Here is a 16337-nt window from a genome sequence, read left to right on the forward strand (position 1 = left end):
ATGAACATTGCAGGCAAGGCAGGCAGCTTTTTACTGGGCGATCGCACGGTCAATCGCATGGGCTACGGCGCGATGCAGTTGGCGGGGCCCCAAGTCTTCGGCCCGCCCAAAGACCCGGCGGCCGCCATCGCCGTGTTGCGCGAAGCCTTGGCGAGCGGGGTCAACCACATCGACACCGCCGATTTCTACGGGCCCCATGTCACCAACCAACTGATCCGCGAAGCGCTGCACCCTTATGCCCAGGACCTGGTCATCGTGACCAAGGTCGGTGCCGTGCGCGGTGCCGATGCATCCTGGAACCCGGCCCACAGCCCCTCCGAGCTGACCCGGGCGGTCCACGACAATCTGCGCAACCTGGGCGTGGAGGTCCTGGACGTGGTCAACCTGCGGGTGTGGGGCGACCTGCATTCGCCCACGGAAGACTCCATCGAAGAATCGTTCACGACACTGGCGCAGCTACAGAGCCAGGGCCTTATCCGTCACCTGGGCCTGAGCAACGTCACGGCCGCGCAGGTCAAGCAGGCCCAGGGCATTGCCAAGGTGGTGTGCGTGCAGAACCACTACAACCTGACCCATCGCGACGACGAACACCTTATCGCCGACCTGGGCCGGCAGGGCATCGCCTACGTGCCGTTCTTCCCCCTGGGCGGCTTCACACCGCTGCAGTCGGAAACCCTTTCCAGCGTGGCGGCGCGCTTGCGGGCGTCACCGCTGTGCGTGGCCCTGGCGTGGTTGCTGCAACGTGCGCCGAATCTGCTGCTGATTCCCGGCACATCGTCCCTGGGGCACCTGCGGGAAAACCTCACGGCGAGTGAGCTGAAGATCCCTGCGCCGATGCTCGCCGAGCTGGACGCGTTGGTCTAGTGGCCTGAAAGACCAGCGTCTCGCCAGCAACGGCGCTGAGCTGGGTTTCAGCAGCAGCGCCAACTTGCAGCCGATGTCCGGCGCAAGTTCGGGCGCGTATGACGCCGGTCAACCCGGCGTCTTGTCGGTTTCGTTGCGATGGTGTTCCGGCCAGCTGTCGACGGGGTGGGCACGGTCTTCGTTGAACATCTCCGTGAGCAGCGCATTGGCGCGTCGGTAGGCGTCGTGGCGGAACTTGAGGTCGTCTTCCGGCTGGGCGACGATCTCCTCCAGCATCTTGAGGTTCAGCCGCCGGAACTGATCCGCCCGTTCACGCGCTTCGTAAGCCCCGACCCCCATGTGCTCCAGCGCACTGCGACCCAATGCCAGCGCACTCTCGAAGGTTTCCCGCTCGGCCGCTTCCACGCCCATCTGCCGCAGGGTGATGAGGTGACCCATGTCCCGCGCCCGCACGATCAGTTGCAACGCGGGGAAGTGCTCCTGGGCCAGCCGGGTCAGCGTCAGGTTGTCTTCCTGATTGTCGATCGCGTTGATCAACACCGCCGCTTGGGCCGCGCCGGCCGCATGCAACAAGTCGAGGCGCGTGGCATCGCCATAAAAGACTTTCACGCCGAACTTGCGCAGCGTCTCGATGTTGTCAGGGTCGTGATCCAATACCACCACCTCGACGCCGCAGGACATCAACAGGCGTCCGGCGATCTGCCCGAAGCGGCCGAATCCGGCGATGATCACCCGTGGGTTCTGCTGGTCGACGAGGTCGGATTCACGTTTGTTTTTCCGGGTGACGGACTCGAAGCGATCCAGCAGCAGGATCAGCAAGGGCGTCAGGCACATGGACAAGGCCACCGCCAGGGTCAGGCTCTTGCCCCATTGATCGGTCAAGATGCCGGCCACGGTCGCCGCGCCAAACACCACGAAGGCGAACTCGCTGCCTTGGCCCAGCAACACCGCCTGCCAGGAGCGCTGGCCGGCGGGGACGTTGAGGAACCGGCCCGCCATCTTGATCACCAGCAGCTTGATCAGGATGAAACCCAGGGTCAGGGTGATGACTTTCAGCGGTGCGTTGACCAGGGTGCCGAAATCGATCGACATGCCGACGCCAATGAAAAACAGACCCAACAGCAAACCTTTGAACGGTTCAATGTCGCTTTCCAGGGCATGTCGGTATTCGGAGCTGGCGAGCAGCACCCCGGCGAGGAACGCGCCCATGGCCATCGACAAGCCGGCTTCCTCCAGCAGAAAGCCGAAGCCGAACACCAGAAAAAGCGCGACGGCACTGAAAATCTCCCGCAAGCCTGAGCGTGCGGCGAAGCGCAGCAGCGGTCGGGTCAGGTAGCGCCCCAACAGCACGACGATGGCGATGGCGGCGACGATTTTGCCAATCGATAGCAGCAGCGCGGTGCCCGAAGGTGTATCGCCGTGGGCCGACAACAACGGGATCATCGCCACCAGCGGAATGGCCGCGATGTCCTGGAACAGCAGCACGGCAAAGCTGCTGCGCCCGACTGCGGTGGCGGTCAGGTTGCGTTCGCTCATGGCCTGCATGGCGATGGCCGTGGAAGACAGGCTCAGAGTCAGGCCGACCAGCAACGCTGCCGTCCAGTTCAGGCCCAAAGCCGTGCAGAACAACCCAATGGCAGCGCCACAGGCGAGCATCTGCAGGGTACCGCCGCCAAACACCATCCGGCGCAGGGCCCAGAGCCGTTTGGGGTCGAGCTCGAGGCCGATGATGAACAGCATCAGCACCACGCCGATTTCAGCGAACTCCAGGATGGCTTTTACATCGGTAATCAGCTTCAGCCCCCACGGGCCGATGATGCACCCGGCCAGTAGATAACCCAACACCGGGCCCAGGCCGAATCGAACGGCAATCGGTACGATCAGCGTCGCCGAGGCCAGGTAGATGAGCATTTCAATCAGGCTGTGAGTTTCCACTTCAATCTTCCTTCCAGGCGGCCAGGCGAGCGGCATAGTGTTCGATTTGGGCGTGCTGGGCATCCGCTTCGGCGGCATAGGCGCCATGCACGACGACCGGCTCCAGCCAGCGCATGCCGCAATAGATGGCCGTGGCGTGGAGGGGTTGGGCCAGTGCGGCAAAGCCTGGGTAGTCGCCAATCTGGAAATGCTCCTGATCGCCGCCGGTGGTCACGGCCCACAGCAGGGATTTGTCCTTGAGAGCCGTGGCGCCTTTGCCATAGGCCCAGCCGTGGGTGAAGACTTTATCGATCCACAATTTCAGCAAGGGCGGGGAGTTGTACCAGTACATCGGGTGCTGGAGGACGACCAGCTCTGCTTGTTCCACCGCACGCTGTTCCGCCTCGACGTCGATGTCGAAGTCGGGATAAAGCGCATAGAGCGAACGTATGACCACGTCCGGGTGGCTGGATGCTCGCTTGAGCATCTGCTGGTTGACCCGCGATTTGTCGGGGTAGGGGTGCGCGTAAATGATAAGAATCATCGGTGAATTCCTTGGTTTGGCTCCGTCGATTCTTGTCTGTCGTGGGCGCGAACGATGGCACTGGGTCGGGCGATACAAACAAGAGCGCCTTTCCGGGACAGGGTCAGGCCGGAAAGGCCGGACATCCTACCGAGGAAGGCGCCGATTGTTTAGCGCGGATCGACACATCGGGGCCTTCAGTCAAGCGGCAGGGAGATCCTGGCCTCCAATCCGCCACCCTTGCGATTGCGCAGGGTCAGCGTCCCGCCATGCTCCAGCACCGTCGCCCGGGCCGCCGACAGGCCGAGCCCGACGCCGCCAGTGTGCTTGTTGCGAGAACCTTCGATACGAAAGAACGGCGTGAAGACTTGCTCAAGGTGTTGGGCGGCGATACCAGGTCCTCGATCCAGAATGCGAATGTCCACACGGTGGGCGTCGGCTTCGAGTCGAACCGTCGGCTCGCCGCCATATTTGATTGCATTGTCGATCAGGTTGACCAAGGCGCGCTTGATGCCGATGGGCCGACCGACATACACCAAGCGCTGGGTACCTTCGAATCCAACTTCGGTGCCGGCGTCCTTGAGGTCATCGACGATGGTGTGCAGCAGTTCGGCCAGGTCGAACGCGGTGGCATGTTCAAGCCGGGCATCGTCGCGGAAGAACTCCAGGGCTGAATTGACCATCGCCTGCATTTCGTCCACGTCCCTGAACAGGCGCGATTGCTGCTCGGCATCCTCGATGAACTCCCCGCGCAGGCGCATGCGGGTCAGCGGCGCGCGCAAGTCGTGGGAGATGGCGGCGAGCATCTGGGTGCGGTCCTGCAGGAAGTGCTTGAGCTGGGCCTGCATGGCATTGAACGCGAGGATCGCCTGGCGGATTTCGTGGGGGCCGATGACCGGAATCGGTGGCGCCTGGTGGTCGACGCCAAAGCGTCGGGCGCCTTCGGCAAAGCGTTCCAGCGGTGCGGCCAGGTGCCGGGTGGCGATCAGCGCGACGATCAAGGTCGAGAGCAGGATCAGCGCGATGATGATCCCGTTACGCGCCCATTCGCCCAGCCCCCAACTGCGCGACGGCACGGAGAAGATCACCCACGAATGGTCGGCCAGTTCGATGATCACCGCGTAGCGTGCATCCGGTTGGTCGGTCGGCCAGTCGCCCGGTTCGTAGGCTTCGATCCTGGCGTCCGGCCGGCCCAATTGCTGGCGCAGGAGCGTCGAACCTTCACTGAACTCCGGGTCGTCGATCACCGGCAAGCGCGCCTCTTCATGCCGCTGCAACCAGTGCGCGTTGAACGCCTGGTCGCTGGCGGCCGCGGCAATCGCGGGGCGTTGTTCGGGGGTGACGGAGTCGATGATGCGGGTGATGGCGGCGGCCTTTTCCATCAGGCCGGTTTCCATCAGGGGAGGGCGCGCCCAGGCACCGGCCAGCAGGCTGAACAGTTCGTTGAGGGCCAGCAAGGTCAGCATGGCGATCATGGTGGTCAGGGCGATCCAGCGCGCCACCGTGTCCCGTGGACGTTGAGTGCCCGAGCGCGAGGGTTTCATCGCTTCACCACGTGAGGGCTGAAGAGGTAGCCGCTGTTGCGCACGGTGCGGATCATCGACGTCCCGGTGATGTCGGTCTCCAATTTGCGCCGCAGGCGGCTGACCTGGACGTCGATGCTGCGGTCGAACGCCTCGAAGGTTTCGCCGCGGGCCAGGTCCAGCAACTGTTGGCGAGTCAGCACCCGGCGCGGGTGTTCGGCAAACACCAGTAGCAGTTCGAACTCGCCGGTGGACAGCGGGATCATGACCTTGTCCGGTGAGCGCAGCTCGCGGCGGGTGACGTCCAGTTGCCAGTTTTCGAACTCCAGGATGGGCCGGGAGGCGTCGCTCGACGCGGCCCTGGCTTCACCGGTGCGCCGCAGCACGGCACGCACCCGGGCCAGCAGCTCCCGCGCATCGAAGGGCTTGGTCAGGTAATCGTCCGCCCCCAGCTCCAGGCCGACGACGCGATCACTCAACTCGCCCATGGCGGTGAGCATGATGATGCCGACCGTGTGTTCGGCCCGCAGCCGTTGGCATAGCACCAGCCCGTTGTCGCCCGGCAACATGACGTCGAGGATGATCAGGTCCGGTACCCGGCGCTCCACCGCCTGCCACAGGGCATTGCCGTCGGCAGCCACATCCACGCTGTAGCCATGCTGTTCGAGGAACTTGCGCAAGAGGGCGAGGACTTCGAGGTCATCGTCCACCAGTAATAAATGGCTCACGGTGGGCACGCAGGGTAATGAATACAGGAGGGGATACTAGGGTCAATCCAGGGCCCGCGTCATATATTTCAACCCGGTAATAAAGTTGCCGGCGGGCAATATTCTGGAAATCTGCGGGCAAGAAAACGGCGGCAGGATGGCCTTGATGTCGGTCAGTTAAACCACCCACCAACACTGAACCCTGTGGCGAGGGAGCTTGCTCCCGCTGGGTCGCGAAGCGGCCCCAAAAAAAATCGGTGAGCGCTTCGCACTCAAGCGGGAGCAAGCTCCCTCGCCACAGGGGCGGTGTTTGGTTTTCGACCGGCCTAGGCAGCATCCCATTCCTCGCCGAGATAACCCTGTATGCCGATCACCAAGCCCGCTCCGTTGTTCGTTCGATCCACCGTCGTGGTTGTATTGGCGGCACTCGCCAGCGGTTGCTCCAGTACGCCCGCTGCAACGCCGGGCTCGTGTGAAAGCGCGACCTACACCGTTTACGATCCCGCAGAACCGGTTAACCGCGGCATATTCGCCTTCAACCGAACCGTGGATGACTATGCGCTGGCCCCGGTGGCCCGTGGTTATCTCAAGTTGCCGGAGATGTTCCAGGCCGGCGTCCACAACTTCGTGGCGAACTTCGGCGAGCCCAAGGTGTTCATCAACGACTTGCTGCAAGGCAATGCCCAACGCTCGGTCAACACACTGGGCCGTTTCGTCATCAACACCACTGCGGGCATCGTCGGGCTGATCGATGTGTCGGGCAAGCTGGGCATCGAGCGCCACAAGGCCGATTTCGGCCAGACCTTCGGCGTCTGGAACCTCGCCCCCGGGCCCACCGTGGAATTGCCGTTGCTGGGCAGCGCCAACCTGAGGGACGCGACGGGCAAAGTGCTGAGTTTTGCCGTCGACCCGTTCGGCGACAACAGCAGCACCGTCGACACCCTGGGCACGATCAACACCGTCGGCGGCGTTGTCGATGGCCGTGCCGAGGCATTGCCACTGACCGACGAGTTGCAGGCCGAACCGGATTACTACGTGGCACTTCGCGATGCCACGGCGCAGCGGCGTGCCGATCTTGTCGCGCAGGGCAAGTTGGGAGCGGTGGTGGAGGGCCACCCCCAGTGCCAGGATGGAGCCGCTGCCGATGAATAATCAGGCGCTGGTCTTGCATCGGCGAATGCGCTCGCTCGAGCCGGATGTATTGCACTGTCGTGAAGTTGAATTGCGCTTGGCCGAGGATGGTCGCCATGTGCTGCTCAACCGTTATGTCGAGTTGTATCGCCATGAACACGTCAGTTGGTGCGCCATCCAGCAGCATCGGGTGCCGTTGGCGAAGATGGTGCGCTGGTTGGTCGATAACGGCGAGCAGGTGAAGGATTAGTGGCAATTTGCTCTTGAATACAGCGGTACATCGGGGGGCGAATGCCATGAAACATTTTTACATAATTACGCATGAATAATGGTTGTACGACGTCGTATCTAATATGTTCGACTGTGGCCGTTTCTCACAAAAAAAATAAACGGAGACTCCATCCATGACGAGCATTCCTTCCGCTGAAGGCAAGGCTGCGGCGCCCGTGCAAGGCCGTTTCGTGCGTCTGCTCAAGCTTCTCGGCCCCGGCATCATTGCCGTTCTTTCCTGGCTGGGTGCCGGCGACCTGATCACCTCATCCGTGGCGGGGGCGAACTACGGCTACGCAATGATGTGGGTGCTGGCGGTTTCTCTGCTGCTGCGCTACCTGATCGTCAACATCATCGCACGCTTCCAGCTCTGCAATAACCAGGGTATGACCATCCTGCAAGGTTATGCCCAGCTCAATCCGTTTTTCGCCTGGTTCCTGCTGGTGTATGCGCTGCTCATGGGGCACCTGATGAATGCCTACATGATCAAGGGGGCTGGCGAAGCACTGGCCATGTTGCTCAAGGTCGACTATCCACTGCTGTGCTCGGTGGCAGTGGTCTTGGCGGTGTGGATGCTCGTCGGGCGCAATATCTATTCGATGATCGAAGGCGTGATGAAAGGCCTGTTGGCGATCATGACGCTGGCGTTCCTGGCCCTGGCGGTGATGTCCGGCCCGGATGTCGCAGGTATCGTCAAAGGCACCATCGGCTTCAGCATTCCGCCCGATGAAGGCGTGCACGGTGCGCTGCTGGTGGCCGTCTCGGTAATCGGTGCGGTGGCCGGCTCCATCGCCAACTTCGTCCATCCGTATGTCATGCGCCAGAAGGGTTGGGTGGGGCCTGAACACAAGCGTATCCAGCGTAACGACCTGCTGTTTGCGGTGTTTGTCGGGATCATCATCAACCTGGCGATCTGGATCGTCGGTGCGGAAATCCTGCGACCCAACGGCATTGAGGTCAAAACCCTGGGCGATCTGGGCAAGGCCCTGGAAATGTTCTTCGGCTCGATCGGTTGGTACGTGTTCTTCATCGGTGTGTTCGCCACGCTGTTCGCCAGCATCTCCGGCAAGACCACGGCGTTTCCGATGCTGATCACCGATGCCTTCCAGCACGTGCGGCCCGAGCGCCGGGAGCGTTACGGCAAAGAGTTCCACCATGATCCGATGCACAAATGGTTCATGTTGTTCATTCTCGTGACGCCGCTGATCTGGTCGCTCCCCGGCATGCCGGACTTCGTCACGCTGACCATCGGCGTCAACGCGCTGAACATCATCGGCTTGCCGGTGATTTCCCTGGGCCTGCTGATCATGTCCAACCAGAAGTCCCTGCTGGGCAAGGAATATCGCAACAACCTGTTCGAGAACATCGCGCTGATGTTTGCCACGGGCCTGGCGTTGTGGGTCGCGTTCCAGCTGGGGGTCGATCTGTTTACCTGAGGCCCGGCCATCTGCAACTTTCGGGGGGACTGCTAGACTTTATCGTCCAGTCCCTCTCGGAGAAGCGGAATGAACAATAAAAACAGGATCTGCCTCTGGTACGACGGCAATGCCCAGGAAGCTGCGCAGTTCTACGCCAAAACGTTTCCCGACAGTGCGGTGAACGCCGTCTATCAGGCCCCGAGCGATTATCCGTCGGGCAAGGAGGGCGATGTGATCACGGTGGATTTCACGGTGATCGGCATCCCTTGCATTGGCCTCAACGGCGGGCCGGTGTTCAAGCACTGCGAGGCCTTTTCATTCCAGATTACAACTGAAGACCAGGCCGAAACGGACCGCTTGTGGAACGCGATCATCGACAACGGCGGCCAGGCCAGTGCCTGTGGCTGGTGCAAGGACAAGTGGGGCTTGTCGTGGCAGATCAGCCCGCGTGTGTTGCTTGAAGCGGTCGCCAGTCCTGACAAGGCCGTCGCCAAGCGGGCCTTCGAGGCCATGATGACGATGACCAAGATCGACATTGCGGCGATTGAAGCGGCGGTGAAAGGTTAGCCGGCGCAGCACTTCCATTCCCTTGTGGGAGTGAGCTGCTCCCACACTGGATCGTTGGTGGCTTCGATCTTTCGGCCTGTCCGAATCCCCTGTGGGAGCGAGCTTGCTCGCGATGGCGTCGGCATAGCCAACAGTGATGCAAGCTGACCCACCGTTATCGCGAGCAGGCTCGCTCCCACACTCGATATCACGAGGTGGCCTCAGGCAACCTGGCAATCACCTTGATCTCGAACTGAAAACCATACAACCACGTCACGCCCACCGCCGTCAGTGTCGGATGCGGCGCGCTGCCCCAGAATTCGGGCACAACGCTCCAGATCCGTTCGAAGGTCGACTCGGGATCGACCATGAACACCGTCACATCCACCACATCGTCAAAGCTGCAATCGGCCGCGGCCAGGATCGCCTTCAGGTTGTTGAACGCCAGCCGCACCTGAGCTTCCAGGTCGGGTTCCGGCGAACCGTCGGCGGTGCTGCCGACTTGCCCCGACACGAACAGGAAACCATTGGAACGAATTGCCGGTGAATAGCGATTGCGCTCATACAGTGCCTGGCGTCCGGGCGGGAAAACTACATCGCGCTGTGTCATGAAATACCTCCATCAAAAAGTGGGTTCCAAACGATGAACTCACTCTAGGGGCTTGTGTTCAGGCGATAAACGAGCAACCTTGGCGATCACTGTTTGTAAATTCCAAACAATCGGATCGATACCCGGGGCAGAAATGGATCGTTTTGATGCGATGCAAGCGTTCGTGCGAGTCGTGGAAGCGGGCAGCTTCACCAAGGCGGCGGAAACCCTGCACATGAGCAAGACCACCGTGACCCAATTGGTGCAGCAGCTTGAGGCACGGTTGCGGGTCAAGTTGCTCAACCGCACCACGCGCAAGGTCAATGTCACCGCCGACGGTGCCATTTATTACGAACGGGTGATCCGTTTGCTGGCCGACATGGACGATGCCGAGACCAGCGTCTCCAGCGCCCAGGCGCTCCCCCGCGGGCGTCTGCGGGTGGACGTGCCGAGCCCGCTGGCAGTGATGATCCTGGTACCGGCCTTGCCGGCGTTCTATGAACGTTATCCGGACATCCAGATCGACATGGGCGTCAGTGATCGCATCGTCGACATGATCGATGAAAGTGTCGATTGCGTGGTGCGCGGCGGTGAGCTGACGGATCAGTCGCTGGTGGCCCGGCGTGTCGGCGATCTTGCCCTGGGGGTCTTCGCCGCCCCGAGTTACCTGGCACGGTTCGGCCGGCCCGCGCATCCGCGCGAACTGGAAGAATCACAGCATCGCACCGTGGGTTTCCTGTGGGCGCGCACCGGTAAATCCCTGCCTTACGCCATGCGCCGTGGCAGTGAGCTGCTTTACGTCAAAGGGCGCTACGCCCTGGCCATCGACGATGGCAACGCCTACCTCGCCGCCGGTCTGGCGGGGCTGGGCGTGCTCTGGTTGCCGGAGTACATGTCCCGGCGTCACCAGGCGCAAGGCGAGTTGGTGCAGTTGTTCGAAGACTGGCACCTCGACCCGATGCCGCTCTACGTGGCTTACCCTCCGAATCGCCACGTCAATGCCAAGCTGCGGGTGTTCATCGATTGGGTGGTGGAACTGATGGCGCAGCATGCGCCCGTCGACGCCAAGGGGAGAGGGCAATAGCGGGCTTGTCCGCATACGTTATGGGGTGGTGGCATCGACTGCGACGCTGTGCCTGAACGCTTGACCTCTTCTCCCAACTGCCTTAGTTTCGGCGCCCCATCGGGGCGGCCGCCGATTTTTCGCGGTTATCGCTTCATTCAAAAGGATTTGTTCATGAGTCGCGCTCAACGCGTTCTGTTGTTCGCCTGCCTGTTCCCTTCGTCCGTTTTCTCCGCTCCGAGCGTTGAGCGGGCCGAACTGATGGCGGTCTATCGCCAAGCCGTTTCACACAACTCTGATCTCGCGGCGGCGCGTGCCGATTACGCTGCGCAACAAGAGCTGGTGCCGCAGGCACGGGCCAATCTGTTACCCGTGATCAGCACCGGCGCTACGTTTGAAGCCACTCGCCTGTCCCGTGACGAGCCGGGGCTCGAACGGGTGCGCAGCGGCAATACGATCCAGGCCAACTTGAAACAACCCTTGGTCAATGCTGCATTCTGGTATGAATTCAAGGCTGCCAAGGCCAGCATCGTACAGGCGGCGCTGGAGTTGTCGGCCAAAGAACAAGCGCTCATTCTGCAAACGGCGCAGGCCTATTTTGAAACGCTGCGCGCAACCGATGAGCTGGCGGCATCGGAAGCTGAGGAGACCGCGCTCAAGCAGCAAATGGATCAGGCGCAGGCACGTTTGAAAGGTGGCCTGTCGAGCATCACGGATGTCCTGGATGCCCAGTCAGCTTACGATAATGCCCAAGCCAATCGCCAGTTGGCGCAGCGCAAGGTCGAAGACGCTTTCGAGCAATTGGCGCATCTGACCAACCTGGAGTACGCCAGTATCGAGGGCATGCAGCATCAATTGCCGGTGTTGGCACCGATTCCGAACGATACGAAGTCGTGGGTAGAAGGCGCTGTCGAGCAGAACCTGATGCTGTTGGCGAGCAACTATGCCGTCGAGGCCGCAGAAGAGCGCGTGCGTCAGCGTCAATCCGGGCATGCGCCAACGGTCGATGCGGTGGCTTCTTATCGCAAGGGCGATAACGACAGTTTTGGCTACAGCAACCCGACTGACTTTGGTCGGAATGGGTACCGTGGAAATGTTGCCCAGAGCAGTGTCGCCGTGGAAGTGAGCGTCCCGCTCTACAGCGGGGGACGCGTCAGTTCCCAGGCGCATGAGGCTTATCAGCGGTTGACGCAAAGCGAGGAATTGAGAGAAAGCCAGCGCCGGGAAGTGGTCCTCAATACCCGTAACTATTTCCGCGCCGTCAACTCGGACATCCAACAGATAAAAGCCCGACGGCAGACGATCCTGTCGAGCCAGAAATCCTTGAAGGCGTCCAAGGTCGGCGCGGATGTCGGGACCCGTAACACCGTCGACGTGCTCAATGCCCAACGTCAACTCTTCAGGTCTGTACGTGATTATAACGATGCCCGTTACGACTACATTCTCAATACCCTGCGTTTGAAACAGGCCGCCGGCACGCTGAGCGCCAACGACCTGCAAAAGCTTGCCGAGTACCTGAAGGCCGACTACGAACCGCAGCGTGATTTTCTTCCGCCGGAGCTGATGTAAGGCTCTGGCACGGGCGTCGGGTGTTAGTACCGAGTCGACAGAGGCGGGAAAATCGAATAATGTTGTTTTGATATCGTTCTTGACTCGGGCCTTGGCGCCAAGCGGAACACCGTGCCCCACCCATGGGAAGTCATGGGGCTCGTTAATGAATTTTCCGCATGGAAGCGTTTATGCAAGAACACAGTACCCCCCCTGGGCCGTCGGCGGCTGGGTTGGAGACAGGGCTGGCCTGTCTGGCCATGTTGGCACGTTTTCACAACGTTGCCGTTTCTGTCGAGCAGCTCACCCACGAATACGTGGCTGAAGGGCAGCGGTTCGGCAAAGCCGAAATATTGCTGGCCACGCGTCAGCTGGACCTCAAGGCCAAGGCCATCCGCACCACGTTCGAACGACTCGGGCAAACGCCCTTGCCGGCGATAGCCTGTGCCAGCGACGGCGGGTTTTTCATCATTGCCCGTGTGGACCAGGAAAAAATCCTGATCCACGACCCCCGATCCGAGCGCCCCGAGATGATCAGCGCCGAACAGCTTCAGGCGCGCTGGGGCGGTGAGTTGATTCTCATACGGTCCCAGGCGTCCTTGGCGGGCGAGCTGTCCAAGTTTGACTTCACCTGGTTTATCCCCGCCATCGTCAAGTACCGAAAACTGCTGGGTGAAGTGCTACTGGTTTCTTTTGTCCTGCAGATATTCGCGTTATTGACCCCGCTTTTTTTCCAGGTTGTCATGGACAAGGTGCTGGTCCACCGCGGGCTTACCACACTGGATGTGATTGCCATCGGTCTGCTGGGCATCATGCTGTTCGAAACGGTCTTGAGCGGGCTACGCAGTTATGTGTTCGCTCATACGGCCAGTCGCATCGATGTTGAATTAGGCTCCAGGCTATTCCGGCATCTGGTGACGCTGCCGCTGTCCTATTTCCAGGCACGGCGGGTCGGGGACTCCGTCGCTCGGGTTCGCGAGCTTGAAAATATTCGCAGCTTCCTTACCGGCAACACGATTACGTTGGTGCTGGATGTGCTGTTTTCGGTGGTGTTCATCGCCGTGATGTTTTTCTACAGCGGCTGGTTGACGCTGGTGGTGTTGCTGTCGCTGCCGCTGTACGTCGTGGTTTCCCTGCTCATCACGCCGGTGCTCCGTGCCCGCTTGAACGAAAGCTTTGCCCGTGGTGCCGAGAACCAGGCCTTTCTGGTGGAGACGGTCAATGGCATCGACACGTTGAAATCCATGGCGGTCGAACCCCAGATCACCCGCAAATGGGACAACCAACTGGCGGCCTACGTCAGTGCCGGTTTCAAGACCCAGACCTTGTCGACCATCGCCAATGAAAGCGTCTCTCTGATCGGCAAGCTGGTGACTGTTGCGACACTGTGGCTCGGCGCCCGGCTGGTGATCGACGGGCAACTGTCGGTGGGCCAATTGATCGCCTTCAACATGCTCGCGGGCCGGGTGGCGCAACCGATCATGCGCCTGGCTCAACTGTGGACCAATTTCCAGCAGACCGGTGTTTCGGTGCAGCGCCTGGGGGATATCCTCAACACGCGGACCGAGATGTCCCAGGCGACCCGCAGTGCGTTGCCTGCATTGAAGGGCCGGATCGAATTCGACCAGGTGCATTTCCGTTATCGTCCCGATGGCTCCGAGGTGCTGCGCAGCGTAAGCCTGGAAATAGGCGCCGGAGAGGTGATCGGCATCGTCGGACGTTCCGGCTCCGGCAAAAGCACGCTGACCCGCCTGCTGCAGCGACTCTTCGTCCCGGAGCGCGGCCGCGTGCTGGTGGATGGCATGGACCTGGCGCTGGCCGACGTTTCTTCACTGCGCCGGCAGATCGGCGTAGTGCTGCAAGACAACATGCTGTTCGCCCGCAGCATCCGCGAGAACATCGCCTTGACCGATCCCGGAGCGCCCCTGGAGGCGGTCATGCAAGCGGCGAAAATGGCCGGGGCACATGACTTCATTCTGGAGTTGCCCGAAGGTTACGACACGGTGGTCGGTGAGCACGGCGCTTCGTTGTCTGGCGGACAACGTCAGCGTGTGGCGATTGCCCGAGCCCTGATCGGCAACCCGCGAATCCTGATTTTCGATGAGGCAACCAGTGCGCTGGACTACGAGTCGGAGCGGATCATCCAGCAGAACATGCAGACCATTTGCAAAGGGCGAACGGTGATCATCATCGCCCACCGGCTTTCGGCGGTGCGCGATGCCAACCGGATTGTCGTCATGGATCGCGGACAGATCGTCGAACAGGGCACTCACCACGAGCTCCTGGCCCATCAAGCGGGACACTATTCACGCTTGCACCGTTTGCAACAAGGATAGTTGGCATGAGCGAACCCTCAGCGACACGCGAGTTGTTGCGACGCTATCGGACTGCCTGGCGCCACGCCTGGCGCCATCGTAAACAGTTGGACACGCCCAATCGGCTTGCCCATGAAGTGCAGTTCCTGCCGGCCGCGCTGGCCTTGCAGGATCAACCTGCTCACCCGGCACCACGTTACATCCAATGGACCATCATGGGCTTCGCCGCGCTGGCGCTGTTGTGGGCCTGTGTCGGTGAAATCGAAGTGGTTGCCACCGCCCGTGGCAAGGTCGTGGCGAGCGGCAAGAGCAAGACCATTCAACCGAGTGAAGTGGCGGTGGTGAAAGCCATCCGGGTCTACGATGGGCAATGGGTCAAGGCCGGGGATGTTCTGGTGGAATTGGACACCAGTGCCACCGGCGCTGACGTCAATCGCTTCAAGAGTGACTTGCTGGCGGCCGAGGTCGACAGCGCCAGGGCCACGGCGTTACTTGAGGCGATTCAAAGTGGCAAGGAACCCGGCTCCCTTGCCACGTACCTGCTTCAGGCCGATCCCCGACAAGTGACGGCCGCACAACGCTGGCTCCAAGGGCAATACCTGGAACTGCGCAGTTCCCTGGACCAGGTCGATGCGGAAGTCGAGCAGCGCACGGCGGAAATCCAATCGGCCAAGGCGATGGTCGCCTCGCTGCAACAGACCCTGCCGATCACCCGCCGCTTGGCACAAGACTATCGAGAGCTGCTCGATCAGCAATACGTGCCTCGCCACGCCTACCTTGAAAAACAGCAGGCCCTGCTGGACCAGGAGCGGGACATGGCCGTGCAGCAAGCGCGAGTGATCGAGCTCAATGCCAGCCGCAAGGAAGCCGAGCGTCGACGCCAGGGCATCCTCGCCCAGACACGCCGAGCAATGCTCGATTTGCAGCAGCAATCGGAGCAGAAAGCGGCGGCGCTGGTACAAGAACTCAAGAAGGCCGAACAACGTGATCACCTGATGAGCCTCACCGCGCCAGTCGATGGCACCGTACAGCAACTGGCGATTCATACCGTGGGCGGTGTGGTGACGGCGGCCCAGCCGCTGATGGTCATCGTGCCCAATGACCAGCCGATGGAAGTCGAGGCCATGCTGGAGAACAAGGACGTCGGTTTTGTCCGCCAGGGCCAATCTGCCACGGTGAAAGTCGAAACCTTTACCTTCACCAAGTTCGGCACGGTCGAGGGCGAGATAGTCAGCGTTTCCAATGATGCGATCGAAGACGAAAAGCGTGGCTTGATCTACAGCAGTCGCATTCGTTTGTTGCAGGACTCCATTCTTGTCCACGGAAAAAAAGTGCCGTTGTCCCCCGGGATGTCGGTCACGGTGGAAGTGAAGACGGATCGCCGGAAGGTGATTGATTATTTCCTGAGTCCGTTGCAGCAGTATGCGAGTGAGAGTTTGCGGGAACGCTAAGCGTTGTTGCAATTCACAGATGGGCAGGGGGTTCTAATGGATGAGCTTAAGGTTTTTTTTCGAAGTTTAGACGCGGGTGTTGTGTACGTGAGTTTGATTTTGGTCATGCTCTTGGCAATGAAGCTAAAGCTTGCCCGTGCGTCGTACCTTATTGTCGGGTTGTGTAGCGTTCCACTGTCCTTTTATTGTTTTTTCTACTGGATCTATGCGACTGGCGGAGACAGATGGACGCCAGTGATTCTTGTTATAGATGCGCTGGCATTTGCCCAGCTCGGCTGGATGGGTGGAGTTCTTTTTTTACTCGGGGTGCTGCTAAGAAAAGATTATCTGGAAGTGCTTGGGCTTTGGGTGTCAATAGCCTCGATAGCTGCTCACGGTGTGTTTCTTGGGTCTATCTTTTTTTTCTGGGACGGGTCGTGATAAGTATTTCTAAAATGCGGGTCTTATACGTTAATCATAGGGAATTGAGCGATGC

At 60.6% G+C, this 16337-nt stretch carries 15 protein-coding genes; 10 read left to right on the forward strand and 5 right to left on the reverse strand.

The features are described from left to right. On the forward strand, positions 1-864 hold the full coding sequence (locus J4E63_RS18335) for an aldo/keto reductase family oxidoreductase (RefSeq protein WP_207282881.1): 864 nt from the start codon (positions 1-3) through the stop codon (positions 862-864). A 108-nt stretch (positions 865-972) separates the two neighbouring features. Here J4E63_RS18335 and kefC read toward each other — a convergent pair whose 3' ends face one another. The 4 genes from kefC to J4E63_RS18355 form a co-directional block, all read right to left on the reverse strand. After that, entirely contained in the window at positions 973-2799 is a 1827-nt protein-coding gene (gene kefC / locus J4E63_RS18340; RefSeq protein WP_207282882.1) for a glutathione-regulated potassium-efflux system protein KefC, read from the reverse strand. 1 nt (position 2800) lies between these two features. Further along, positions 2801-3322, reverse strand: coding sequence for a glutathione-regulated potassium-efflux system oxidoreductase KefF (gene kefF / locus J4E63_RS18345; RefSeq protein ID WP_207282883.1), 522 nt, complete (start codon positions 3320-3322; stop codon positions 2801-2803). A 176-nt stretch (positions 3323-3498) separates the two neighbouring features. Continuing rightward, the gene (locus tag J4E63_RS18350) at positions 3499-4845 is read right to left on the reverse strand and encodes a cell wall metabolism sensor histidine kinase WalK (protein ID WP_207282884.1); all 1347 of its coding nucleotides are present in this window, start codon (positions 4843-4845) and stop codon (positions 3499-3501) included. Continuing rightward, positions 4842-5552 (reverse strand): response regulator, encoded by a 711-nt coding sequence (locus J4E63_RS18355; protein WP_207282885.1) that lies wholly within the window; start codon positions 5550-5552, stop codon positions 4842-4844. Before J4E63_RS18355 ends, J4E63_RS18350 begins: the two co-directional genes overlap by 4 nt. Before the next feature lie 342 nt (positions 5553-5894). Between J4E63_RS18355 and J4E63_RS18360 the strand changes: the two genes are divergently transcribed. The 4 genes from J4E63_RS18360 (at position 5895) to J4E63_RS18375 (ending at position 8917) form a co-directional block, all read left to right on the forward strand. Then, positions 5895-6683 (forward strand): VacJ family lipoprotein, encoded by a 789-nt coding sequence (locus J4E63_RS18360; protein WP_207282886.1) that lies wholly within the window; start codon positions 5895-5897, stop codon positions 6681-6683. Then, entirely contained in the window at positions 6676-6912 is a 237-nt protein-coding gene (locus tag J4E63_RS18365) for a hypothetical protein (protein WP_092328172.1), read from the forward strand. Before J4E63_RS18360 ends, J4E63_RS18365 begins: the two co-directional genes overlap by 8 nt. Positions 6913-7066: 154 nt before the next feature. After that, the gene (locus J4E63_RS18370) at positions 7067-8368 is read left to right on the forward strand and encodes an Nramp family divalent metal transporter (protein ID WP_207282887.1); all 1302 of its coding nucleotides are present in this window, start codon (positions 7067-7069) and stop codon (positions 8366-8368) included. Positions 8369-8437: 69 nt separating this feature from the next. Continuing rightward, a complete protein-coding gene (locus J4E63_RS18375) occupies positions 8438-8917 on the forward strand; it encodes a VOC family protein (RefSeq protein ID WP_192260977.1) in 480 nt (159 codons plus the stop codon). A 187-nt stretch (positions 8918-9104) separates the two neighbouring features. On the opposite strand, the gene J4E63_RS18380 is transcribed toward J4E63_RS18375, so the two are convergent. Beyond that, positions 9105-9506 (reverse strand): RidA family protein, encoded by a 402-nt coding sequence (locus tag J4E63_RS18380; RefSeq protein ID WP_207282888.1) that lies wholly within the window; start codon positions 9504-9506, stop codon positions 9105-9107. Between the two features lie 133 nt (positions 9507-9639). Between J4E63_RS18380 and J4E63_RS18385 the strand changes: the two genes are divergently transcribed. The 5 genes from J4E63_RS18385 to J4E63_RS18405 all read left to right on the forward strand — a co-directional run bounded on the left by J4E63_RS18385 (position 9640) and on the right by J4E63_RS18405 (position 16282). Then, on the forward strand, positions 9640-10569 hold the full coding sequence (locus J4E63_RS18385) for a LysR family transcriptional regulator (RefSeq protein WP_207282889.1): 930 nt from the start codon (positions 9640-9642) through the stop codon (positions 10567-10569). 153 nt (positions 10570-10722) lie between these two features. Continuing rightward, complete coding sequence (locus tag J4E63_RS18390) at positions 10723-12117, forward strand: TolC family outer membrane protein (protein ID WP_259333945.1); 1395 nt, start codon at positions 10723-10725, stop codon at positions 12115-12117. 170 nt (positions 12118-12287) lie between these two features. Then, positions 12288-14432, forward strand: a complete 2145-nt coding sequence (locus tag J4E63_RS18395; protein WP_207282890.1) for a type I secretion system permease/ATPase — start codon at positions 12288-12290, stop codon at positions 14430-14432. Between the two features lie 5 nt (positions 14433-14437). Continuing rightward, positions 14438-15862, forward strand: a complete 1425-nt coding sequence (locus J4E63_RS18400) for an HlyD family type I secretion periplasmic adaptor subunit (protein ID WP_207282891.1) — start codon at positions 14438-14440, stop codon at positions 15860-15862. Between the two features lie 36 nt (positions 15863-15898). Further along, positions 15899-16282, forward strand: a complete 384-nt coding sequence (locus J4E63_RS18405) for a hypothetical protein (protein WP_207282892.1) — start codon at positions 15899-15901, stop codon at positions 16280-16282. Positions 16283-16337: the final 55 nt, after the last annotated feature.

Source organism: Pseudomonas sp. FW300-N2F2 (assembly GCF_017351655.1).
Classification (GTDB): Bacteria; Pseudomonadota; Gammaproteobacteria; order Pseudomonadales; family Pseudomonadaceae; genus Aquipseudomonas; species Aquipseudomonas fluorescens_AA.